Source organism: Serratia sp. BIGb0163 (assembly GCF_024809935.1).
Taxonomy (GTDB): domain Bacteria; phylum Pseudomonadota; class Gammaproteobacteria; order Enterobacterales; family Enterobacteriaceae; genus Serratia; species Serratia quinivorans.
The window spans coordinates 117,971-140,004 of the sequence record NZ_JANUDZ010000007.1 but is presented as its reverse complement, the minus strand read 5'-3'; the positions used below and the strand labels follow the sequence as shown (position 1 = coordinate 140,004).

Genomic DNA, 22,034 nt, shown 5'->3' with positions numbered 1-22,034 from the left:
AGCTACTGGCGCCAGTGCGGCGCCGAGAAGTGGCGGCAGCCCGGCTTACTGGGCTGCAACACGACGAATATAGGCCAGGGTATCGGCCACCACGCCGTCCAGCGGCTGGTCAATCTCGATCGCCTGCACGTCTTGTTCTTGCTCGTTCGGCTCTTCTAAAGTAGCGAATTGGGAAACCAACATCTGCGGCTTGAAGAAGTGGCCCTTGCGCTGCTTCAGACGCTCTTCAATCACCGCCTTGTCACCCTTCAGATAGATGAAATGCAGGTTGCGGTTACCTTCGCGCAGGCGGTCACGATAGCTTTTTTTCAACGCCGAACAGACCAGCAGTGAAACATCGTTGGTGCGCTCCATGGCAAAAATCGCGTCATTCAACGCCGACAGCCACGGGGCACGATCGTTATCGTCCAATGCATGCCCGGCGGCCATTTTATTGATGTTGGCACGCGGATGCAGGTAGTCGCCGTCCAGCATGGCGGCATTGGCCTCATGGGCAACGGCGTTGGCCACGGCGGATTTTCCGCTGCCTGAAACGCCCATCAAAATAAATACGTGGTGCTGTGGATTGCTCATATGTCATGCCCTTATGGGATCAGATGACGCTGGTAGCGTCATCAAATGCGCCCCAAACTCAAAATAGTTTCCGACACCGCCAAGGTGCCGGAAACCTCAGTATTTTAGACGACCGTCGCCAGCAGTAGGCAACCTACCAAACCACAGACTGAAATGATGGTTTCCAGCACCGACCAGGATTTAATGGTTTCCATGATGCTCAGGTTGAAGTACTCCTTGAACAGCCAGAAACCCGGGTCATTGACGTGAGAGAAAATCACGCTGCCTGAACCGACCGCGATCACCATCAGTTCCGGACTGGCGCCGGTAGTGGCGATCAGCGGAGCAACGATACCCCCGGCGGTAATCGCCGCCACGGTAGCCGAACCCAGAGCCAAACGCAGCGCGGCGGCAATCGACCATGCCAGCAGGATCGGCGAGACGTTACTGCCTTCCATCAGGGCGGCAATATATTTCTCTACGCCGCTGTCGACCAGCACCTGCTTGAACGCGCCGCCACCGCCGATGATCAACAGCATCATGGCGATAATCTTGATGGAGTCGGTGATGGTGCCCATCACTTCATCCATGGTGCGGCCACGGTTCAGGCCAAAGGTGAAGATAGCAATCAGCACCGCAATCAGCGTCGCCATTACCGGATCGCCGAAGAACTCGGCAAAGCGCAACAGGCTATGACCCTTCGGCAGCACCATTTCGGCTACCGCGCGCAGCGCCATCAGGATCACCGGCACCAAAGAGGTTGCCACGCTGATACCAAAGCTTGGCATTTCCGCTTCGGTGAAGATTTTTGGGTTATACAGGCCTTCCGGTACCGGCTTGTCGATACCTTTCAGGAAGCGGGCATAAACCGGACCGGCCAGGATCACCGTCGGGATAGCCAGCAGCGTACCGTACAGCAGGGTTTTACCCATATCGGCATGGAAGATGGTGGCGATCGCCGTTGGGCCAGGGTGCGGCGGCAGGAAACCGTGGGTTACCGATAGCGCAGCCGCCATTGGCACGCCGACATACAGCAGAGGAACGCGCGCGGAAGCGGCGATACTGAATACCAGCGGCAGCAACAGCACGAAACCCACCTCATAGAACAGCGCGAAGCCGACTGTAAAGCCCGTCAGCACCACTGCCCACTGAATGTGTTTTTTACCGAACTTTTCGATCAGCGTAGTGGCGATGCGCTGGGCACCGCCGCAGTCCGCCAGCAGCTTGCCGAGCATGGCACCAAAACCCATGATCAACGCCAGACTGCCCAGCGTGCCGCCAACGCCGGCCTTGATGGAGCCGATCACTTTATCGACCGGCATCCCCTGGGTGATCCCGACCGCCAGAGCAACCAGAATCAGAGAGATAAAACCGTTCAGCTTAAAGCGAATCATCAGCAGCAGCAGCAGCGCTACGCCGCCTGCAACAATCACTAATGGCATAATTTTTCTCCAACCTTTTATCGCAGACCCTCTTTACGATAGATCGTAAAGCGCGCATTTGTTGTATTTTTAGGCTCTTCCCGGTGTTAGAAGACGAGCTGTAGGTGGTGCTGAGGCAAAGGTTCTATCGCGATCAATATCACCGCACACTCATTGTTACCGGTATCATGATACCGGTAACAACCCGATCGCCGGAACCGGGTAATGGGCTAAAATTCCCGTTCTGGGATAGAGATCAAACTTATGGGGGTAACAGGGGGCAGGCTTACAGAGGGAAATGAAAACGCGCCAAGCAGCGCGGTTCCAGAATTAAAATGGCTTAAAACCGATCAGATACTGCCACCGGGGATCACGGTGAAACCGACGTCCACCATGCGCGGGCTGACCGTTTCACCCCGCAGTCGGGCCAACAGGCGTTCGGCGCCGATTTGCCCCATACGTTCACGCGGCGTCAACACGCTGGCCAGCTTCGGCACCATCACCTGACCGATATCGTGGCCGTGGAAACCGGCAATCGCCATATCGTTGGGGATCGACAGCCCCTGCCGCTGGCACTCGAAGGTAGCCCCTATTGCCAGGTCATCGTTGGTGCAGAAAATACTGTCAATCTGCGGGTAGTCGCGTTGCGCCTGACGCAGCAGTTCTCCCCCGGCGGAATAAGAAGACGAACGCGCCGTCATCACGCTGTAAGGCTGCAGACCGGATTCACGCATCGCCTGTTCATAGCCCTGCTGTTTGATAATGGTACGTTCATCCTGACGCGCGCCGAAATACACCACGTGGCGATGGCCGTGCGCGATGATTTGCTGGGTCATCTGGCGTGCGGCCTCAAAGTTATTGAAACCTACCGCCAGATCGATACAGGGTGAAACGCAGTCCATCAGCTCGACGACCGGGATACCCGCAACCTCGATCATTTTCATGGTACGTGGCGTATGGTGACGTTCAGACAGGATCAACCCATCAATATTATAAGACAGCAACGAGGTCAGGCGCTGTTCTTCACGCTCCGGCAAATAGCCGTAGTGCGCCAGCATGGTCTGGTAATTGTGCGCATCGGTGACGCTCTCGATGCCGCGCAATACTTCGGCAAACACCTGGTTGGTCAGCGACGGCAGCAGGACGCCAATGGCGCGGCTGGTGGAGTTGGAAAGGATATCCGGCGCACGGTTGGGAATGTAGCCCAGCTCATCAAGCGCGACGGCAATTTTTTGCTGCAAGACGGCAGAAACCTGATCGGGATTACGCAGATAACGGCTCACCGTCATCTTGGTTACGCCAACCTTGTCTGCAACATCTTGGAGTACCGGCCGTTTTTTCTTCATTATCAATGAACTGGCTAACCGTGAATGGGCGCTCATTTTAGCAAAAAAAAACCGGGGCCGATATTGTTGGTTGTTGGAAGGTACGACGCAAAAAGGGCTCACCGCGTGAGCCCTTGATATTTACCGCTTAATCAGACTGGCGGCAGATCGAACAGCAAGATTTCGCTGTCTTCATCGGCCTTAATCGACAATGCGGTTTCATCCCACACCGCGAAAGCATCGCTGGTGCCGGCCTGTTGACCGTTGACCGTCACCTTGCCGCGTACCACCTGGATCCACACGCGACGTCCGGCTTCAATCGGGCACTCCGCCAGTTCGTCTTTACCTAACGCCCAACGGGACAGCGTCATGTCCTGGAACACCTTCAGTGAACCTTCACGTGCGTCCGGCGACAGCACCAGTTGGCGCCCCTGTGGCGCATCAAACATGCGTTGCTCATAACGCGGTTCCAGCCCGACCCGATCGGGAATGATCCAAATCTGGTACAGGTGCAACGGACGATCGCTATTACCGTTGTATTCGGAGTGACGTACTCCGGTGCCGGCACTCATGATCTGGAATTCACCGGCCTGGATCTGCTCTTTATTACCCATGCTGTCCTGGTGTTCTACCGTGCCGCTCAGCACGTAGGTCAGGATTTCCATGTCTTTATGCGGGTGGGTGCCAAAACCCTGCCCTGCGTCAATCACGTCTTCGTTAATCACCCGCAGCGCCGAAAAACCCATAAAATCAGGATCGTGATAGTTGGCAAATGAGAAGGTGTGCCAGCTGTCCAGCCAACCATGATTGGCATGACCGCGATCTTCTGCCTTACGTAAATAAATCATATTCAACTCTCCTCAATGTTTTTTACAGTCTAGTCCTGACAGCAGAATAAGAAAGCGCAAAAAACTCTTCCCTCTGTTCAAAAAATTAGATGGAGTTATGGAGCCATGGGCAGTGAATTTGGAGGAGGCTTGGAGGGCGGAACGCAGGCAAAAAAAAAGCCAGCACCCGAGCTGGCTAAGTAATACTTGGAAGCAATGTGAGCAATGTCGTGCCTTCGTAGCGAGGGTACCAAAGGTTGATACTCTCCCGAGAACGCATCGCAATAATAATCATTATCATTCGTATCTGTAAAGCGTTTTTTTAACCAATCCGAAATAATATTGACTCGAAACATTAAACGGATAAATTCAGAGGTTATTCAACCGGTAAGCCAAAGGAGCAGCGTAATGAGTGAAATCGTAGTTCGTCACGTGGAAACGGCAGATGCACAGGCCCTGCATCAACTCTATTCTCAGCCGAAGGCTTACCGTGACACGCTACATCTTCCACTACATTCAATCGAGTCGTGGCACCAACGCCTTGCCAACCTTGAACCGGGTACCCATAGCCTGGTGGCCTGCATCGACGGGCAAATCGTCGGCCAACTGGGCCTTATGCTGAACCAGCGGGTGCGCCGCCGTCACGTGGCGAGCTTTGGCATTGGCGTTGATGACCGTCATCAGGGCAAAGGCGTCGGCAGCAGTCTGATGACCGCGATGATTGACCTCTGCGACAATTGGGCGGCCATCGAACGCATCGAACTGACGGTGTTTACCGACAATCAGGCCGCCATTGCGCTTTACCGCAAGTTCGGTTTTGAAATTGAAGGCACCAGCCGTGCCTACGCAATACGCGACGGCGAGCTGGTCGATTCCCATCACATGGCGCGTTTTCGCAGCGAACAACAGAAAAAACCCTCATTATGAGTGAAAGCAAAAGTGGATCAGGGGCGGCAAACCGCCCCTTCACCGTCAGCCGCCGCACCTTTGTGCAAACGCTGGCCTGCGTAACGGGTGCTATCGGCATCCTTTCTCCCACCACCTTTCTGGGGGCCGCGATGCCAACCTCTCCAGCCGTCCGTACCGGCGCCCGTAACCTGATTACCGACGTGCCCGGTCTGCGGGTCGGTGTCGCCCAGGACAGTCGGGTGCGTACCGGTACCACGGTGATCTTGCCGGATCGCCCGGCGACAGCCGCCGTCGACGTACGCGGTGGCGGCCCGGCAACCCGTGAAACCGATGCGCTGGGTGAAGATAACCTGGTGCAAACCCTCGATGCGCTGGTGCTGAGCGGCGGCTCGGTGTATGGCCTGGCGGCGGCGGATGGCGTGGCCGCCTGGCTCGGGCAACAGGGCAAAGGCTATGCGCTGCGCCCGGCTCCGGGCGTGCCGGTCTCCCCGATCGTGCCCACCGCCTGCCTGTACGATCTAAGCAACGCCGGCGATAAAGACTGGCAGCTTAATCCTCCTTATCGTCAACTGGGGATCGAGGCTGCGAGCAAAGCAGGTCACGACTTCCCGCTCGGTACCGTAGGCGCAGGCTATGGCGCCATGACCGGCATGGGCAAGCTGAAAGGCGGCCTCGGGTCGGCTTCAATCATGGCGGCTAATGGCGCTACCGTCGGCGCACTGGTAGCGGTCAACAGCCTGGGTTCTGTGGTGGCCCCCGGCACCCGCGCCTTCTGGGCTACGCCTTATGAAATCAACGGCGAGTTTGGCAATGGCGGAGCCTCGGCACTGGCACAACTGCACGGCCAGGGCGAAGACTGGATGCCCGAAGAACCGACGGGCGGCAGGAAGAACACCACCCTGGCCTGTATCGCCACCGATTTGGCATTGACCCGGGTAGAGCTTAAACGCGTGGCAATGATGGCACAGGACGGCATGGCGCGGGCTATTCGCCCATTGCATAGCCCGTTCGACGGCGACGTGGTGTTTGCCCTGTCCACTGGCCAGCGTAAAGTCGAAGGCAGCCGAGAGTTGGCGGTGCTGCAGATTGGTGCGCTGGCAGCGGACACCCTGGCGCGAGCGATCGCCCGTGGCGTGTACGCGGCAACCCCATGGCCCGGCGGACAGGTCACCACCTGGAAAACCCTCGTCTGACAGACAGAATAAAAAGGGGCGCATTGATTAATCAAGCGCCCCTTGCAGATCTCGGCCGGATTAAAGGCTGGCAGTCTCTTTGATATAACGCCGTGCCTTCACCGCATACTCAAACGGATTGGCCAACGCCGGATCCTGCTCGGCCTCCACCACCATCCAGCCTTTGTAACCGCGCTCGTCCAGTAGTTTAAATACCGGCCGGAAGTCGATAACCCCGTCACCCGGCACGGTGAAGGTGCCTTTTTTCACACCGTCGAGGAAGCTCAGTTTATTGGCCTTCACCTCTGCCACCACTTCGTCGCGCACGTCTTTCAAATGCACATGGTTAATGCGCGGCAGATATTTTTCCAGAATTGCCATCATCGCCTGCTGGCTGCCTTCGGAGTAGTAGGCATGGCCGGTATCAAACAGCAGGTAGACGTCGTCGTTCACCATGCTCATGTAGCGGTCGATCTCGGCGGTAGTCTGGATGCCGGTGCCCATATGATGGTGCAGGCAGACCTGCATCCCCTTGTCAGCGGCAATTTTAGCCAGCTCATTGTAGCCATCGGCCACCCGCTGCCACTCTTCATCGCTGAAATACGGTTTCTCTTCGAACACCCCTTTGGTGGTGCCCTGAATGCTCTTGCTCTGCTCGGAACAGCCAATCACTTTGGCGCCCATCGCATGCAGGAAATTCATATGGTTAATAAACTCATCGATGGTTTTTTCTTTCAGGCCATCGGCGAAGAAGGTGCTGAACCAGGCGTTGCAGATCTGAATGCCGCGGATATCCAGCATCGGTTTCAGTACCGCCGGATCGCGCGGGTACTTGCTGCCCACTTCGCTACCGGTGAACCCGGCCAGCGCCATTTCACTGACGCACTGTTGGAAAGTATTCTCTTTGCCCAGGTCAGGCATGTCGTCATTGGTCCAGCCAATCGGGGCGATGGCCAGTTTTACGTTGTCTTTATTCATTTTCAGCCTCAATAATCGAAACGGCTCGACGGTGATGCCACCCCGCGCAGCCGAGAAATTTATTTACCCAGCAGCTCTTTTTCGATGCGCTCGCGGGTCGCTACCGCCTGGGTTTTCATTCTTTCCGGATAACCAAACAGCGAGGTGCAGATAATCGACTCACCGCCGACCTTAAAGCTGCGATTGGCAAACTCCATATCGCGCAGGGTCTGGAACAGGGTATCGAAGTCCACTTCCCCTTCGCCGATGCCCATATGCTGGTGCACGGCGGCATCGACACCCGGCGGGTTGACGATATAGCGACAGTGTTTGGTATGGTTCATGGTGTCGGCGATCAACACGTGCGATAGATCGTCACCGGCATATTTCAGCATGCCGGCCACGTCACCCTGGCCTTTGTCGTAGTAGAAGGTGTGCGGCACGCTGTAGAGGTACTTGACGTGATCGCTACGTAGCGATTTGACGATATCGGCGGTTTCATTGCTCAACTCGCAGAAGTCCCACGGGTGAGACTGGATCTCCATGCGAATACCTTCGCGCTCGATAATCGGCAACAGCTCTTCCATGGAGCGATACCACAGCTCTTCACAGATCTCCGGCTCATTAGGGTTGCCCGCCAGTTCGGTGTTGATCACCTGCACACCCATTTCCACCGCGATCTCTATCATCCTGCGCCAGTTTTTGACCGCCGCCTGGCGACGATCTTCCCCCGGGCCGGACCAGCGATACACCACGATAAATGAGGAAATCTCCACGCCGGTGGCCTTCAGCGCGTTTTTGTATTCCGCCATCACTTCACGCCCGGCCTTCGGGTGCTTGTAGAACGGATTGATCTGCGGATGCGGCGACTGCTCAATATACTGATAGCCCCAGTCCGCCACCTGCTGAACCATTTTAGTGATGCCCAGGTCCCTGATGACATCAACATCAAAAGCGATCTTCATGGTGATTCCCCTTTAAACGTGAGTACCGCGTTCAACACACTACTTGTTGTAGAACGCCGGGCGCGGCGGCAGAGTCACAGGTACGATCTCGCCGCTGAGCTGCGCAGCCACGCAGGCATCGGCCGTCACGGCTGCAGCATAGCCGTCCCAGGCAGAAGGCCCGGTCAACTTGCCGGCCAGCACGTCGTTGATAAAGCCTTGCAGCTCAACGTCGTAAGCATCGATAAAGCGATCTTTCCAGTCGGTCAGAATTTCGGTAGAGAGTTTGGCCCCGCTGCGCATCTGTACTGAAGACGGCTCCGGCAGTTTGGCAATGCCGGTTTCACCCACCACTTCACACTGGATGTCATAGCCGTACTGGCAGTTAACAAAGATTTCGACGTCGATACGCGTGCCCTTGGCGGTTTCAAACAGCACAATCTGCGGATCTTTCAGGTGCGGGAATGCCTTGGCGCTTTTGCGCGGGAACACCACCTGCACCGAAACATAGTCGTCATCCAGCAGCCAGCGCAGCACGTCGATCTCGTGGATTAGGGTGTCGGTGATCGCCATATCCGTGGTGTAAGCTTCACCCACGGTGGGGTTGCGGTGTGCACAGTGCAGCATCAGCGGCTCGCCGATTTGCCCACTGGTCAGCACCTGCTTCAGTGCTCGGTAGCCCTGATCGTAAGGGCGCATAAAGCCTACCTGCACCAGGCGTTTGCCGTGTTTGGCCTCTGCCTCAACGATGTTTTTACAGCCCTGCGCAGTGACCGCCAGCGGCTTCTCGCAGAATACCGGCTTGCCGGCGGCAATCGCCGCCAGCACGAACTCTTCGTGGCTCGGGCCCCAGGAGGTCACCAGCACCGCCTGAACGTCCGCGGCCTTGACCAGATCGTGGCCATTGTCATACACCTTGGCGTCCAGCTTCAGGTCGCTCACCACCTTGGCGGCGTTGTCACGATTGATATCGTTGACCGCCACGATGCGGCTGCCCTGCAACACTTTGCTGCAGCGACGAATGTGATCCCGACCTATTGCGCCGGTACCAATAACCCCAATGTTCAGTGTCATTTTCGTTATCCTCTTCAAATAGTTGCGGCAGACGCAAGGTCTGGGTCATCAAGCAATGTGTTAATCAGTAGTCGCGTGCCTTGTCGATGTTCTCTTGCAGCTTGCGGGCCACGGCGACAATTTTTTCGCTGTCGGCCACCTGAGCACCGCCCACGCGCCACCAGCTGAGATATTTGTGCACCATGGTTTTTGGCAGCACTTTGATGTCCAGCAGGGTAGAAACGCTTTGCAGGCGAGCATCGGCCAGCGCCTCGATCAGCTGCTGTTCGGTGGTCACGCTGTAGGTTTTACAACCGTAAGCCGCCGCCAGCATGGCGAAGTTGACCGGAACCAGTTTGCCGTCGAGTTTGCCGCCCTGCGGGTTGCGGAAGCGGAATTCGGTGGTGTAGCTGTCCATGCCGTGTTCCATCTGCAGGTTGTTGATGCAACCGTTGGTCATGTTGTCGAACAGCACCACGTTGATTTTGCAGCCTTCCTGAATTGAGGTGACCAGCTCGGAGTGCAGCATCATAAAGGCACCATCGCCGACCATCGCGTACACTTCACGCTGCGGCTCAGCCAACTTGACCCCCAGCGCGGCGTTGACCTCGTAACCCATGCAGGAATAACCGTACTCCACGTGGTAGCCGTGCTCGCCATGGTTCTGCCACACGCGCTGTAAATCCCCCGGCAGGCTACCGGCAGCGGCGACGATCACGCTATCCTGCGGCAGATGCTGGTTTAGCACCCCCAGCACCCGGCTTTGGGTTAGCAGTGAATCGGTCTTTTCGATAAATTCGGCAAACACGCTGTCGCGATCGAGGTGGTCGTCAATTTCCGGTACAAAACCTTCGCCGGTGTATTCCACCGCATAAACTCGGGCGGTTTCCTGCTGTTGTGCGCTACGCGCTTCGGCAATGGCGTTGCCCCAGCCGGCGCGGTAATCGGCCTGAGCCAATAATGCCCCCAGGGCAGACAGTGCCTCACGGGCATCGGCCAGTACCTGCAGGCCGTCGAGCTTACCGGCGTCGAAGGCGCTGACGTTGACGTTGAGAAAATCAACGTCAGGATTCTGGAACAGCCATTTGGATGAAGTAGTGAAATCGGTATAACGGGTGCCCACGCCAATCACCAGATCGGCCTGTCTGGCCAGGGTATTGGCCGCCAGACAGCCGGTTTCACCAATGCCGCCCAGGTTAAACGGGTGGTTGGACGGGACGGTGCCCTTGCCGGCCTGGGTTTCCACAAACGGGATCCGGAAGCGTTCGGCGAACTCGCGCAGCGCCTGACCGGCCTGCGAATATTTCACCCCACCGCCGCACACCAGCAGCGGTTGACGCTTGGTGGTCAGCAGCGCCAGCGCGTCGGCCAACATGCCTTCGGTCGCCGGACGGCGATCCAGCCGGTGCACGCGTTTTTGGAAGAAGTAGTCAGGGTAGTCATAGGCTTCACCCTGTACGTCCTGCGGCAAACTCAGCGTCACCGCACCGGTTTCCGCCGGATCGGTCAGCACGCGCATCGCATTGATACAGGCGCTCATCAACTGTTCCGGTCGCACAATGCGATCCCAATACTTGCTCACCGCGCGGAAAGCGTCGTTGGTGCTGATACTGAGATCGTAGGATTGTTCAATCTGCTGTAACACCGGGTCCGGTTGGCGTGAAGCGTAAACATCGCCCGGCAACAGTAATAAAGGAATGCGGTTGGCGGTCGCGGTCGCAGCGGCGGTGATCATATTGGCGGCGCCGGGACCGACAGAAGAGGTGCAGGCGTAGATCTGTTGACGCAGTTTCTGCTTGGCAAAACCGGTCGCTGCGTGAGCCATGCCCTGCTCATTACGCCCCTGATGCACGATCAGATCACCGCTGTCCTGTTCCAGCGCTTGCCCCAGACCGAGTACGTTGCCGTGACCGAAAATCGCAAAGATGCCTTTGACGAATTTGGTTTCCACGCCGTCGACTACCAGATACTGGTTATCAAGGAACCTGACGAGTGCCTGTGCCATGGTTAACCGGATCTTGCCCATTTGCTCACCCTTTTAGATTAGTCGCGCCCGCTCCGGCAAAATACCTGCATGCCGAGCCTGGAATCTCTGTGGTCCCCGTTGCCTTCAAGCGCGCTGCGCTACTTAGGCCGACAACCTGAAACGTGAAGCGATTATAAACAAATATATTTTTCATAAAATCACATTACAGAAGAAACATTTCATTTTGCGATAAAGATCGCATATTGATGAAAACGACGTTTCATTCATGCCTTTAGAATTCACTGACTTAGCGCTCCAGCTCCCGCCGACACCTCAGTCCAGCAGCAGCCGAGGGTACCGCAACCCTTGGCATCGTCAGCTTGTGACACAAGCGATAACCTTGCCGTTAACCGATGTTTTCGTATCAGGCAGGACGCGGTTTTTAGTGCTTTCAGCTAACGTATTGGCGCCGTTTTAAATGCATCACATTTTTGGGGTATAAATTTCATTCAATCTTGAAATTGAAATTTTTATTCCTCATACTCCAAAAATGCTTCGTAGTCGGGGTTTGGCTTAATACAGAAGGAAACGGGTATGGCTACACAAGAAAAACAGCTTGATGTCATTTGTCTCGGGCGTATTGCCGTCGATTTCTATGCACAACAGATCGGCGCACGCCTGGAAGATGCCAGCACATTCTCCAAATATCTCGGTGGCTCTTCCGGCAACGTGGCTTATGGCACCGCCATTCAGGGCCTGAAGTCCGGCATGCTGGCCCGCGTCGGCGACGAGCATATGGGCCGTTTCCTGCGTGAAGAACTGCAACGCGTCGGAGCCGACACCCAGTGCCTGATCACCGACCCCCAGCGGCTGACCGGTCTGGTGATCCTCGGCATCAAGGATCAGGAAACCTTCCCGCTGATTTTCTACCGTGAGAACTGTGCCGATATGGCGCTGACGCCGGACGATATCGATGAGTCCTACATCGCGTCATCACGCGCGCTGGCTATAACCGGCACTCACCTGTCACACCCAAACACCCGCGCCGCGGTATTAAAAGCGCTGGAATACGCCCGCCGCCATGGCCTGCGCACCGCGCTGGATATCGACTACCGACCGGTGCTGTGGGGTCTGACGTCGCTGGGTGACGGTGAAACCCGCTTTGTCGAGTCAGAGAAAGTGACCCGCGAACTGCAGGAGGTGCTGCATCACTTTGATCTGATCGTCGGCACCGAAGAAGAGTTTCATATTGCCGGTGGCAGCACCGACACCCTGACCGCGCTGAAAAACGTGCGTAAAGCGACCCAGGCCACGCTGGTCTGTAAGCGCGGCGCACAGGGCTGTTCGGTATTCGAAGGCGAGATCGCCGCCGACTGGCAGCAGGTAAAACTGCATTCCGGGGTGCGGGTTGAAGTGCTGAACGTGCTGGGCGCAGGCGATGCCTTTATGTCCGGCCTGCTGCGTGGCTATCTGAACGATGAAGGTTGGGATCAGGCCTGCCGCTATGCCAATGCCTGCGGCGCATTGGTGGTTTCGCGCCACGGCTGCGCCCCGGCGATGCCCAGCAAGCAGGAGCTGGATGACTATCTGCAACGCGAACAGCAAGTGAAACGCCCGGACCGCGATGAGCGGCTTAACCATCTGCATCGGGTCACCACCCGCAAACAGCAATGGCCGGAACTGTGCGTGTTCGCCTTCGATCACCGCAAACAGCTGGCGGATATGGCGCGAGAAGCCAACGTCAGCGAAGAACGCATCCCCAAACTGAAAACCCTGCTGCTGACGGCGGCGCAACAGGCCGCAAAGGCCGCCGGGCTGAAGGGCAACAGCGGCATTCTGGCCGATACCACCTATGGGCAGGCGGCGCTGAACCAGATCACCGGCCAGGGTTGGTGGATAGGCCGACCGGTCGAACTGCCCGGCTCACGTCCGCTGCGGTTGGAGCACGGCAATATTGGCTCGCAGCTGATCGACTGGCCGCAGGAGCACGTAGTGAAATGTCTGGTGTTTTACCATCCGCATGACGCCGCCGAACTGCGCCGCGAGCAGGATGAACTGATTGGCGATGTGTATCGCGGCTGCTGCAAATCCGGCCATGAACTGTTGCTGGAAGTGATCCTGCCGGAAAGCAACGCCGACAAGGATGAAAGCCACTATCTGGAAATGCTGCAGCACTTTTATCAACTGGGAATTAAACCGGACTGGTGGAAGTTGCCGCCGTTGAGTGCTGAGAACTGGCAGCAGGTCGGCGCGTTGATCGACGCTAACGATCCCCAGTGTCGCGGGGTGTTGATTCTGGGGCTGGATTCGCCGGAAGAAACGCTGAAGGCGGGTTTTGCCGCGGCGGCGGATGCACGCTGGGTAAAAGGTTTTGCCGTCGGACGCACCATTTTTGGCCAACCTTCACGCCGCTGGCTGCAGGGTGAGCTGGATGACGCCGCGTTAATCGAGCAGGTGAAACAAAAATACCTGACGCTGATTGGTTTCTGGCGTCAATATCGCCCAACCTCTCACCAGCATTAATTGCCGACCCCTCCCCTTAAACGGATTTTCGCCGCTTTAAGGGGATTTTTTTGCCTTTTTTCTGTGAAGTAACGCAACTTGCAATCGAATAAATCGCTTTTTGTTGAAATGAAATTTCCAATCCATCTGTTAGAATAACCTGTCAATAACTCAGGCGTCAGGCCGATACGCCTTAGCCCCCACTGCGAGCCGAATGGATGAACAACCCAACTCAACTTTCGCTGTTACAGGACGAGATCCGCCACCGCTATGAAACGCTGAGCAAGCGTTTAAAACAGGTGGCGCGTTACATTTTGGATAACAGTAACAGCATTGCTTTCGATACCGTCGCCTCCATCGCCGCACAGGCCAGCGTCCCCCCTTCAACCCTGATCCGCTTTGCCAACGCCTTTGGCTTTAGCGGTTTCAACGAAATGAAACAGGTTTTCCGCCAGCACCTGATGGAGGAAACGGTCAACTACACCGAACGGGCACGCCTGTTCCGCCAGACCTCTACCGACGGTAACGTGGCCCCGGAAAAGCCGGCGGAAATCCTTAACGTTTTCACCATGGTCAATGCCCAGGCGCTGCAACAATTGGCGATGCAAACCAGTTCCGAGCAGTTGGATCGGGCGGTTGAACTGCTGAACAACGCCGAGAATATCTACGTGATTGGCCTGCGTCGCTCATTTAGCGTCGCATCCTATCTCACCTATGCGTTGCGCCATCTGGAGCGCCGGGCGTTCCTGATCGACGGACTGGGCGGCATGTTTACCGAACAGCTCAGCATGGTGAAGCCGAATGACGTGGTGATTGCCATCAGCTATTCGCCGTATGCGCAGGAAGCACTGGAACTGGTTGAATTAGGTGCCAAGAACGGAGCGCAGCAGATCGCCATAACCGACAGCCAGGTCAGCCCATTGGCTGCCTTCAGCGACGTGTGCTTTGTGGTACGAGAGGCGCAGGTGGATGGCTTCCGCTCCCAGGTTGCTTCAATGTGTCTGGCACAGACCCTGGCGGTATCGCTGGCGCTGAATAACGCCAAAGAAGAGTAACGAAGAATTACCCTCTCCCTTGGGAAAGGGTAGGCATAGTGGCGTGAAATCCCCTCACCCCGGCCCTCTCCCCCTGGAGAGGGTGACGCTCATCTTGGCAACGTCGTAAATAGGCAATTATTTAGCTGCGGGATAGCCGTCGGTGTTAATCCAGGCGTGGTCTTTTTCCCAGGTGAACTTCCATAGCCGCACCGGCCCGGCCATCACGTTGAGATAGTAGCTGTCGTAACCGGCCAGCGTCGCCACCGGGTGGTAGCCACGCGGCACCTTGACCACGTCACGGTTATACACCGGCATGCACTCATCCAGTGAGCGATCGTCGGTATACACCCGCTGCATGCAAAAACCTTGCTCCGGCTGGATCCGGTGATAATAGGTCTCTTCCAGGTAGGTTTCATCCGGCGAGTCTTCCTGGTCATGCTTGTGGCTGGGGTACGAACTGGTATTACCCTCATCCGTATACACCTCCACCACCAGCAGGCTGTCAGCCGGTTCGCTGTCCGGCAGAATGTTGTGTACCAGACGCTGGTTACGCCCTTTGCCACGACGTTCGACGCCGACCTCCGCCGGGGTGATCAAGCGCGACGGCAGGTGCCCATGACCCGGGGCACTGCAGACCGCCAATTCCAGGGAACTTTCCGCCCGCACTTCAATCTTGTCGTGATGCGGCACGTATACCGCATAAGGCGGTGTGCGTTCAAACGGGCTCATGCGTTTGCCGATGCTCGGGTATTCCGCACGCAGAGTGGCGACGGAGGCGATGCCGGCGACCAACACCAGGCACAGCTCTTTGTCGCCACTTTCCAACCGCAGCGACTGGCCGGCCTCAAGGCGATAAACATCAAAGCCGACAAAGCGCCAGTCGGCATTCTCTGGGGTGACATGCTGGATGCGGCCCTGGTCATCCGGCTGCTGACACTTGGCAAGTAATGAAGACATAGACTCCTCCTGTAACCTGGCGATTCGGTAAAACGACAACGGCCGCTACTCCATTGGAATAACGGCCCCTGTTGCCTAAATGGGCTTAACCCAACGTCGGCATACTGTATTCAGACACCGTTTGCTGTCCGGTTGGCCAGCGGGCGGTGGCGGTTTTCATGCGGGTGTAGAAACGTACACCGTCGGTGCCATGCACGTTCAGCGCACCAAATACCGAGCGCTTCCAGCCGCCGAAGCTATGGAATGCCATAGGAACCGGCACCGGTACGTTAACCCCCACCATACCGGCCTGCACTTCCTGCACGAACTGACGTGCGTAGTGGCCGTTGCTGGTAAAGATGGCGCTGCCGTTGCCAAACTCGTGGCTGTTGACCGTGTCGATAGCGGTCTGGTAGTCCGGCACGCGGACAATACCCAACACAGGTCCGAAAATCTCTTCGCGATAGATACGCATGTTTGGTTTGACGTGGTCAAACAGGGTGCCGCCGACATAGTAGCCGTCCGGGTAGCCCGCCACCTGATAATTGCGGCCATCGGCCACCAGGGTTGCGCCTTCTTCAACGCCAAGATCGATATAACCCAATACTTTTTTCTGGTGCGCCGAGGAGACCAGCGGCCCCATTTCGTTCTCTTCGCCGCCCTGCTGAATGCCTGGGCCAACGCGCAGTTGAGCGATCAACGGTTTCAGTCTGGCGATCAGTTTATCGGCCGTGTCGTCACCGACCACCACCGCCACCGGCAGCGCCATACAGCGTTCGCCGGCAGAGCCGAAAGCCCCGCCCATCAGGGCATTTACCGTCGCGTCCAAATCGGCATCCGGCATGATAATCGCCTGATTTTTCGCCGCGCCGAAGGCCTGCACCCGCTTGCCGTGGGCACTGGCAGTAGTATAGATATGTTCCGCCACGGCGGACGAGCCGACAAAGCTCACCGCCTGGATATACGGGTCGGTGCACAACTGCGCGGCATCTTCGTTAGCGCAGTGCACCACGTTGAATACGCCATCCGGCAGGCCGGCTTCTTTCAGTAATTCCGCCATCCGCACCGAAGCCGAAGGCACCAGCGCCGGTGGCTTAAGCACGAAGGTGTTGCCGCAGGCCAACGCGATAGGGAACATCCACATCGGCACCATCGCCGGGAAGTTGAACGGGGTGATACCTGCGACCACGCCCAGCGGCTGCATCAGCGAGAAGCTGTCAACGCCGCTGCCGACGTCCGCCGAGTACTCACCCTTGATCAAATGCGGAATGCCACAGGCAAACTCGACCACTTCAATGCCGCGGGTCAGTTCGCCCAGCGCATCGGAGTAAACCTTGCCGTGCTCACTGACAATCAGCGCTGCCAGCTCGTCGCGATGCTGTTCCAGCAGCGCCTTAAAATTGAACATGATGCGCGCCCGGCGCAGCGGCGTGGTACGCGACCAGTCGGCAAAGGCCTGGTGAGCCACATCAATGGCCTGCTTCACCTCGGCGGCAGTGCTCTGCGTAACGCGACGTTCGACCTGCCCGGTAGCCGGGTTATGTACGTCGACGGTTTGATTGCTGCTGCTCAGGCACACCTGCCCGCCAATAAAGTTACCCACGGTTTTCATGTCTCACCCTCTTTTAAGTCCGCTGTCGCCTGACTGCCTGCGGCACTGCCGCAAGCGGTGGCGTTTTCATCACACCGCCTGCCGGAAACGGCCCACAAGCAGGCTAAATCCTGACCGGATGAAGCAAACTCTATTTCATTGAAAAAAAAGTTTCAAATAAATTATTTTAGAAAATTTGTTTTTAGTGCGGGAGGTCGCAGTTTTGCCATGCCCTTGTGCAAAGCCATTACATGCCGGAAAAAACTCGCCGTACCACTTCTCCGTCGGGCGGCGGGAATTAGCCCTGACTTTTATACAGAAATAGGCGGCCCACCGGACAAAATAGCGAAACCTGCCGCAATAGGATCGCCCGGCAACCCTTGTTGGCTGTTTGCGGTTTTTTTTGAACTGGATCTAAAAATCAATATTTCATTATTCACTAATTATGAAATAAATGTTCTTGTTTAGAGAAGATTCATTCAAATATCACCGCCTTGATGACAGGCACGGTTCACACCCTTCCGCCTCCCTATTCCCTACAACCTACTGCGCGGGTGGAAGCCAGGAAAAAATCGGAGCAACACATGTCACATCAGCGTAAGCACAACACCGGGTACATACTGCGAATTTGCGGCATTGCAGCACTCGGCGGCATTCTGTTCGGTTATGACACCGCCGTGATCTCCGGCGCGATCGATGCCCTAAAAACCTATTTTGACCTCAGCCCGCTTGAAACCGGTTGGGCAGTCTCTAACGTGGTGATCGGCTGTGTGGTTGGTGCCTTTGGTGCCGGGCCTTTGGCTGCGCGTTACGGTCGTAAAAAGGCCCTGATGCTGGCGGCGGTGCTGTTCACTATTTCAGCGGTCGGTGCAGCCCTGGCCATGACTTTCACCTGGTTTGTGATTTACCGCATTATTGGCGGTTTGGCCGTGGGCATTGCCGCCACCGTCTCACCGATGTATATGTCGGAAGTCTCACCTAAAGACATGCGTGGTCGAGCGCTCAGCATGCAGCAGTTCGCCATCGTGTTCGGCCAAATTGTGATTTTCTACGTTAACTTCAAAATCGCCAGCATCGCCAGCGAAGCCTGGCTGGTGGAGATGGGCTGGCGCTGGATGATAGGGTCGGAAGTGATCCCGTGCATGCTGTTCCTGATGCTGGTGTTTATCATTCCGGAATCGCCGCGCTGGAGCGTCATGGTCGGCCGTGACAGCCAGGCTTTGGCGATGTTGACCAAAGTCTCCAACGCTGCCCATGCGCAAAGCGTACTGCAGGAAATCAAAGACTCATTGCAGCAGGACCGGCAAAAACACCAGCAGAAGCTGAACTTCGGCGACGTGCGGGTGCGCTTCATTCTGTTTGTCGGCTGTATGATCGCCATGCTGCAACAGGTCACCGGCGTCAACGTAATGATGTACTACGCGCCAATGGTGCTGAAAACCGTTACCGAAAATGCCCAGGAGGCACTGTTCCAAACCATTTGGATCGGCGTGCTGCAGTTGGTCGGCTCGGTGATTGGCGCCATGCTGATGGATCGCATGGGCCGCATTCCGCTGATGCGTTACGGCACCCTTGGCGCCATTGCCGGGTTGCTTATCACCTCTTATGCGCTCTACACCCAGGCCACCGGCTACCTTGCCCTGTTCGGCATGCTGTTCTTTATGGTGTTTTACGCCCTGTCCTGGGGAGTGGGTGCCTGGGTTCTGGTGTCGGAAATTTTCCCAAATCGCATGCGAGCGCAGGGCATGAGCATCGCCGTCGGCTGCATGTGGCTGGCCAACTTTGTCGTTTCGCAGAGCTTCCCGATGATCAACGACAATCCTTATCTGTTCTCCAGCTTCCATGGCGCCTTCCCGATGTGGGTCTTTGCCGCCTGCTGCCTGTTTAGCTACTGGTTCATCGGTCGCTATATTCCGGAAACCAAAGGCGTCTCGCTGGAAAAAATGGAAGACGTGGTGATGGCCAAACGCTATCGCCAAGCGCCACCCGAAACACAACGCACGCCGCTGTAAGTCGGCAATTCTCAGGCTGTATCAAACCATTCAGGAGTAATGCATCATGACCATTGCGCCAGACCGTTTTTGTATCAACCGCAAGATCGCACCCAATCTCGATTTGGAGCCGTTTTTCAGCCTGGTAAAAAAGTGCGGGCTCAGCAAAGTTGAGCTGCGCAACGATATGCCGAGCGGCAAGGTGACAGATAACCTGAGCAACGATCAATTAAATGCTTTGGCGGCCAAATACGGTATCGAAATCGTCACCATTAACGCCCTCGGCAGGTTTAACCTGCCAGGCGATCAGGCCATATTGCTGCAAAACGCCGAGGCGCTGTTGTCGCAGGCTCAGGCGATCCATAGCCAGGCGCTGGTGCTGTGTCCACACTGCAGCGCGGACGATCGGCGCAGTGAGGAGCAGAAAAAAACCGATACGCTGGCGGCGCTGAAGCTGCTGGCTCCCCTGTTCAAGCAATATGGCGTGCAGGGCTACGTCGAACCACTGGGGTTCGGCATCAGTTCACTGCGCTCATCGCTGCTGACGCAATCCCTGATTCGCGACTCCGGCGCGCCGTACAAGATCGTGCTGGATACCTTCCACCACTATTTAAGTGATGTGGCGCAGCCTGAGTTTGATGCGCAGATTCAGATTGAGGGTATCGGTCTGGTACACCTTTCCGGGGTGGAAGATGCGCGAAGCAAAAGCGCGCTCAGCGACGAAGAACGCATTATGTTGAGTCATCAGGATCGGCTGGAGAGCAAAAAGCAGGTGCAGAATCTGGAGCGCCTGGGCTACACCGGCATTTACGCCTTCGAACCGTTCTCTTCGCAGTTGGATAGCTGGACAGAGGCGGATATCGAACGTGAAATCCGCCAGAGTATCGCTCTGCTGCAAGGGTAGTCGACAGTAAAACGGCCTCTTCCGAGGCCGTCTTTTATGGCGCTATTTCAGCGTGCTCACCACCAGTTGATGGCGGGCATTGTAGAACTTACGGTAGGCCAGATAGCAGGCGATAATGGTCGACAGGCTGGCGGTGGAAAGCAGCATAAAGGTCACCATAATCTGGTACTTAATGGCTTTCACCGGGTCAATACCGGCGAAGATCAGACCGGACATCATGCCCGGCAGGCTGACCAGGCCGACGGTTTTGGCCGAGTCTACCGTCGGGATCAACGAAGCGCGGATGCTGTCGCGGATCAGCGCAGCCGAGGCAAACTTCGGTGATGCCCCCAGGCTGAGCATTTCCTGAATCTTCTGCTGATCGCTTTTGAAACGCTGCCCCAGGTTGTTGTAGCACAGCCCCACCGCCACCATCGCATTACCGGCCACCATGCCGGAAATCGGGATCACCTGCATCGGGGTAAATTCTATCGAGCCGGTCAGCACCAACACCACCAGCGTCAGTACCGCACCAGTGGTAATGGCGATAAATGATGTCATGAACGCATGACCGATATATTTACTGCGTTTTTGCGCGTTATAAGCGGCGTTAAAGCAGATAAACAGCACCATCAGCACGGTCAGAATAGCGTTGTTCACATCAAAAATGTACTTCAGCACATAGCCGACGATAATCAGCTGCACCACCGCGCGGCAAATGCTCCAGATAATGTCTTTTTCCAACGCCAACTTTTCTTTATGGCTGATGAAAATGGCGATCATCACCAATACCATCGACAGCACCAGGGACTCATTGCTGATATTATGCTGGTTCATCGTTTGTCTCCTGTGCGCGAGCACCGTGCGCACTCAGGGTAATCACATCATCCGCATGTTTGATTTCATCTTTATCATGCGTGACCCACAGCACTGCCACGCCATGCTGCTCTACCAGTTGATGAATAATTTCGTTTACATTGCGCTTATTATCTTCATCCAACGCACTGGTAATCTCATCCAATAACAGCACTCTGGGCATAAATTGCAGATTACGGATCAAGGAAATGCGCTGTTTCTCCCCACCGGATAATTCATTCACGCTTTTCTTCAGCATATTTTCCGGCAGCCCAAAGCGCACCAGATCGGCCTGCATTTTTTTCTCGTCCGGTTTTTGCTTACGGATCTGGTAAGGCAACGCAATATTGTCATACACGCTGTCGCCAAACAGCGAGGGGGTTTGAAAACAGTAAGACACCTGCTGGCGATATTCTTCCGGAGGTATTTCGGTGATGGCCTTACCGGCAAAAATAACTTTTCCACGGGTCGGGTCGATCAGCGAGGAAACGATTTTAAGCAGCGTACTTTTCCCGCAGCCGGACGGCCCGGTAATCAGTTTAAATTCACCCTGATTCAGGCCGAAAGAGACAGAATCCAGAATAACCTGCTCACCTATTTGATAATGAATATCATCCAACAACAGTATTTCTTTGCTTTCCTTCATTATAAAACCGCATCCCTCATAAAAATATTGGCGCTCAGGCCACCAGTATAGAGCTTAAAAAAATGCACTGACAATGGTTGGTCATTAGCCGTAACAAAGGAGTCGGGCTGAGGGGCATTTCGCTCCGTCAGCCCTATAAATCTCTGCTGTGAAAGGTAGTCAAAACACAAAACGGGAAAGGAATTACGCTTTTTTAGGTGATGTGCAAATATACCAGCGCAACGAATTATTGATGCTGCGATGGGTACAACTCACTTTGCCCTCTTTTTCCAACGCCAATAGCAAGGTACGCGTAGTGTAAATATTCTCACCGCATTTATCCGCCAACTCCCTGGTTTTGGGCCAGTGTTCCGGCGCGGGTGGATGCTGTCCATCGGCTCCGGCCGCACGTTCCATACACAGTTTTCGTAACACGTTTAGCATATGTGACTTCCTGATTTCATATGTTATCGGCACCTTGGCCATCG

General features: G+C 55.9%; 19 protein-coding genes. 6 read left to right on the top strand and 13 right to left on the bottom strand.

Annotated features, from left to right (window positions below):
- Nucleotides 1-45: 45 nt before the first annotated feature.
- The 4 genes from gntK to M2406_RS20925 form a co-directional block, all read right to left on the bottom strand.
- Nucleotides 46-573: a gluconokinase gene (gene gntK / locus M2406_RS20940; protein WP_259191269.1), complete on the bottom strand. Its 528-nt coding sequence runs from the start codon at nucleotides 571-573 to the stop codon at nucleotides 46-48.
- Nucleotides 574-677: 104 nt separating this feature from the next.
- Nucleotides 678-1,994, bottom strand: a complete 1,317-nt coding sequence (gene gntT, locus M2406_RS20935; protein WP_012147326.1) for a gluconate transporter — start codon at nucleotides 1,992-1,994, stop codon at nucleotides 678-680.
- 329 nt (nucleotides 1,995-2,323) lie between these two features.
- The gene (gene gntR, locus M2406_RS20930) at nucleotides 2,324-3,319 is read right to left on the bottom strand and encodes a gluconate operon transcriptional repressor GntR (RefSeq protein WP_017894317.1); all 996 of its coding nucleotides are present in this window, start codon (nucleotides 3,317-3,319) and stop codon (nucleotides 2,324-2,326) included.
- A 131-nt stretch (nucleotides 3,320-3,450) separates the two neighbouring features.
- Complete coding sequence (locus tag M2406_RS20925; protein ID WP_012147328.1) at nucleotides 3,451-4,146, bottom strand: pirin family protein; 696 nt, start codon at nucleotides 4,144-4,146, stop codon at nucleotides 3,451-3,453.
- A 387-nt stretch (nucleotides 4,147-4,533) separates the two neighbouring features.
- On the opposite strand from M2406_RS20925, the gene M2406_RS20920 reads away from it, so the two are divergent.
- Nucleotides 4,534-5,052: a GNAT family N-acetyltransferase gene (locus M2406_RS20920; RefSeq protein WP_112364239.1), complete on the top strand. Its 519-nt coding sequence runs from the start codon at nucleotides 4,534-4,536 to the stop codon at nucleotides 5,050-5,052.
- Nucleotides 5,049-6,227 (top strand): P1 family peptidase, encoded by a 1,179-nt coding sequence (locus M2406_RS20915; RefSeq protein ID WP_041418797.1) that lies wholly within the window; start codon nucleotides 5,049-5,051, stop codon nucleotides 6,225-6,227. The genes M2406_RS20920 and M2406_RS20915 overlap by 4 nt, the downstream gene beginning before the upstream one ends.
- 60 nt (nucleotides 6,228-6,287) lie before the next feature.
- On the opposite strand, the gene iolE is transcribed toward M2406_RS20915, so the two are convergent.
- The 4 genes from iolE to iolD form a co-directional block, all read right to left on the bottom strand.
- Entirely contained in the window at nucleotides 6,288-7,184 is an 897-nt protein-coding gene (gene iolE, locus M2406_RS20910) for a myo-inosose-2 dehydratase (RefSeq protein WP_259191268.1), read from the bottom strand.
- Between the two features lie 59 nt (nucleotides 7,185-7,243).
- Entirely contained in the window at nucleotides 7,244-8,128 is an 885-nt protein-coding gene (locus M2406_RS20905; protein ID WP_012147332.1) for a sugar phosphate isomerase/epimerase family protein, read from the bottom strand.
- Nucleotides 8,129-8,167: 39 nt separating this feature from the next.
- A complete protein-coding gene (locus tag M2406_RS20900; protein WP_012147333.1) occupies nucleotides 8,168-9,181 on the bottom strand; it encodes a Gfo/Idh/MocA family protein in 1,014 nt (337 codons plus the stop codon).
- 64 nt (nucleotides 9,182-9,245) lie between these two features.
- Entirely contained in the window at nucleotides 9,246-11,186 is a 1,941-nt protein-coding gene (gene iolD, locus M2406_RS20895) for a 3D-(3,5/4)-trihydroxycyclohexane-1,2-dione acylhydrolase (decyclizing) (RefSeq protein ID WP_259191267.1), read from the bottom strand.
- A gap of 534 nt (nucleotides 11,187-11,720) precedes the next feature.
- Between iolD and iolC the strand changes: the two genes are divergently transcribed.
- Nucleotides 11,721-13,649 carry a 5-dehydro-2-deoxygluconokinase gene (gene iolC, locus M2406_RS20890; protein ID WP_259191265.1) on the top strand — a complete coding sequence of 643 codons (1,929 nt, stop codon included), beginning with the start codon at nucleotides 11,721-11,723 and terminating at the stop codon, nucleotides 13,647-13,649.
- Between the two features lie 197 nt (nucleotides 13,650-13,846).
- Entirely contained in the window at nucleotides 13,847-14,683 is an 837-nt protein-coding gene (locus tag M2406_RS20885; protein ID WP_012147336.1) for a MurR/RpiR family transcriptional regulator, read from the top strand.
- A gap of 117 nt (nucleotides 14,684-14,800) precedes the next feature.
- Here M2406_RS20885 and iolB read toward each other — a convergent pair whose 3' ends face one another.
- Both iolB and M2406_RS20875 read right to left on the bottom strand, forming a co-directional pair.
- Complete coding sequence (gene iolB, locus M2406_RS20880) at nucleotides 14,801-15,622, bottom strand: 5-deoxy-glucuronate isomerase (RefSeq protein WP_259191264.1); 822 nt, start codon at nucleotides 15,620-15,622, stop codon at nucleotides 14,801-14,803.
- Nucleotides 15,623-15,707: 85 nt separating this feature from the next.
- Nucleotides 15,708-17,213 carry a CoA-acylating methylmalonate-semialdehyde dehydrogenase gene (locus M2406_RS20875; protein ID WP_012147338.1) on the bottom strand — a complete coding sequence of 502 codons (1,506 nt, stop codon included), beginning with the start codon at nucleotides 17,211-17,213 and terminating at the stop codon, nucleotides 15,708-15,710.
- A 563-nt stretch (nucleotides 17,214-17,776) separates the two neighbouring features.
- On the opposite strand from M2406_RS20875, the gene M2406_RS20870 reads away from it, so the two are divergent.
- Nucleotides 17,777-19,204 carry a sugar porter family MFS transporter gene (locus tag M2406_RS20870; protein ID WP_012147339.1) on the top strand — a complete coding sequence of 476 codons (1,428 nt, stop codon included), beginning with the start codon at nucleotides 17,777-17,779 and terminating at the stop codon, nucleotides 19,202-19,204.
- A 46-nt stretch (nucleotides 19,205-19,250) separates the two neighbouring features.
- Nucleotides 19,251-20,087, top strand: coding sequence for a TIM barrel protein (locus M2406_RS20865; RefSeq protein ID WP_259191261.1), 837 nt, complete (start codon nucleotides 19,251-19,253; stop codon nucleotides 20,085-20,087).
- Nucleotides 20,088-20,129: 42 nt separating this feature from the next.
- Here M2406_RS20865 and fetB read toward each other — a convergent pair whose 3' ends face one another.
- The 3 genes from fetB to M2406_RS20850 all read right to left on the bottom strand — a co-directional run bounded on the left by fetB (nucleotide 20,130) and on the right by M2406_RS20850 (nucleotide 22,032).
- A complete protein-coding gene (gene fetB, locus M2406_RS20860) occupies nucleotides 20,130-20,903 on the bottom strand; it encodes an iron efflux ABC transporter permease subunit FetB (RefSeq protein ID WP_012147341.1) in 774 nt (257 codons plus the stop codon).
- Nucleotides 20,890-21,567 (bottom strand): iron efflux ABC transporter ATP-binding subunit FetA, encoded by a 678-nt coding sequence (fetA, locus tag M2406_RS20855; protein WP_012147342.1) that lies wholly within the window; start codon nucleotides 21,565-21,567, stop codon nucleotides 20,890-20,892. Before fetA ends, fetB begins: the two co-directional genes overlap by 14 nt.
- 183 nt (nucleotides 21,568-21,750) lie before the next feature.
- Complete coding sequence (locus tag M2406_RS20850; protein ID WP_026142570.1) at nucleotides 21,751-22,032, bottom strand: FaeA/PapI family transcriptional regulator; 282 nt, start codon at nucleotides 22,030-22,032, stop codon at nucleotides 21,751-21,753.
- Nucleotides 22,033-22,034 lie beyond the last annotated feature (2 nt).

What these genes read in the sequence shown, in the direction of transcription:
- gntK (WP_259191269.1), bottom strand. Translation starts at nt 573, where the DNA reads ATGAGCAATCCACAGCACCACGTATTTATTTTGATGGGCGTTTCAGGC.
- gntT (WP_012147326.1), bottom strand. Translation starts at nt 1,994, where the DNA reads ATGCCATTAGTGATTGTTGCAGGCGGCGTAGCGCTGCTGCTGCTGCTG.
- gntR (WP_017894317.1), bottom strand. Translation starts at nt 3,319, where the DNA reads ATGAAGAAAAAACGGCCGGTACTCCAAGATGTTGCAGACAAGGTTGGC.
- M2406_RS20925 (WP_012147328.1), bottom strand. Translation starts at nt 4,146, where the DNA reads ATGATTTATTTACGTAAGGCAGAAGATCGCGGTCATGCCAATCATGGT.
- M2406_RS20920 (WP_112364239.1), top strand. Translation starts at nt 4,534, where the DNA reads ATGAGTGAAATCGTAGTTCGTCACGTGGAAACGGCAGATGCACAGGCC.
- M2406_RS20915 (WP_041418797.1), top strand. Translation starts at nt 5,049, where the DNA reads ATGAGTGAAAGCAAAAGTGGATCAGGGGCGGCAAACCGCCCCTTCACC.
- iolE (WP_259191268.1), bottom strand. Translation starts at nt 7,184, where the DNA reads ATGAATAAAGACAACGTAAAACTGGCCATCGCCCCGATTGGCTGGACC.
- M2406_RS20905 (WP_012147332.1), bottom strand. Translation starts at nt 8,128, where the DNA reads ATGAAGATCGCTTTTGATGTTGATGTCATCAGGGACCTGGGCATCACT.
- M2406_RS20900 (WP_012147333.1), bottom strand. Translation starts at nt 9,181, where the DNA reads ATGACACTGAACATTGGGGTTATTGGTACCGGCGCAATAGGTCGGGAT.
- iolD (WP_259191267.1), bottom strand. Translation starts at nt 11,186, where the DNA reads ATGGGCAAGATCCGGTTAACCATGGCACAGGCACTCGTCAGGTTCCTT.
- iolC (WP_259191265.1), top strand. Translation starts at nt 11,721, where the DNA reads ATGGCTACACAAGAAAAACAGCTTGATGTCATTTGTCTCGGGCGTATT.
- M2406_RS20885 (WP_012147336.1), top strand. Translation starts at nt 13,847, where the DNA reads ATGAACAACCCAACTCAACTTTCGCTGTTACAGGACGAGATCCGCCAC.
- iolB (WP_259191264.1), bottom strand. Translation starts at nt 15,622, where the DNA reads ATGTCTTCATTACTTGCCAAGTGTCAGCAGCCGGATGACCAGGGCCGC.
- M2406_RS20875 (WP_012147338.1), bottom strand. Translation starts at nt 17,213, where the DNA reads ATGAAAACCGTGGGTAACTTTATTGGCGGGCAGGTGTGCCTGAGCAGC.
- M2406_RS20870 (WP_012147339.1), top strand. Translation starts at nt 17,777, where the DNA reads ATGTCACATCAGCGTAAGCACAACACCGGGTACATACTGCGAATTTGC.
- M2406_RS20865 (WP_259191261.1), top strand. Translation starts at nt 19,251, where the DNA reads ATGACCATTGCGCCAGACCGTTTTTGTATCAACCGCAAGATCGCACCC.
- fetB (WP_012147341.1), bottom strand. Translation starts at nt 20,903, where the DNA reads ATGAACCAGCATAATATCAGCAATGAGTCCCTGGTGCTGTCGATGGTA.
- fetA (WP_012147342.1), bottom strand. Translation starts at nt 21,567, where the DNA reads ATGAAGGAAAGCAAAGAAATACTGTTGTTGGATGATATTCATTATCAA.
- M2406_RS20850 (WP_026142570.1), bottom strand. Translation starts at nt 22,032, where the DNA reads ATGGCCAAGGTGCCGATAACATATGAAATCAGGAAGTCACATATGCTA.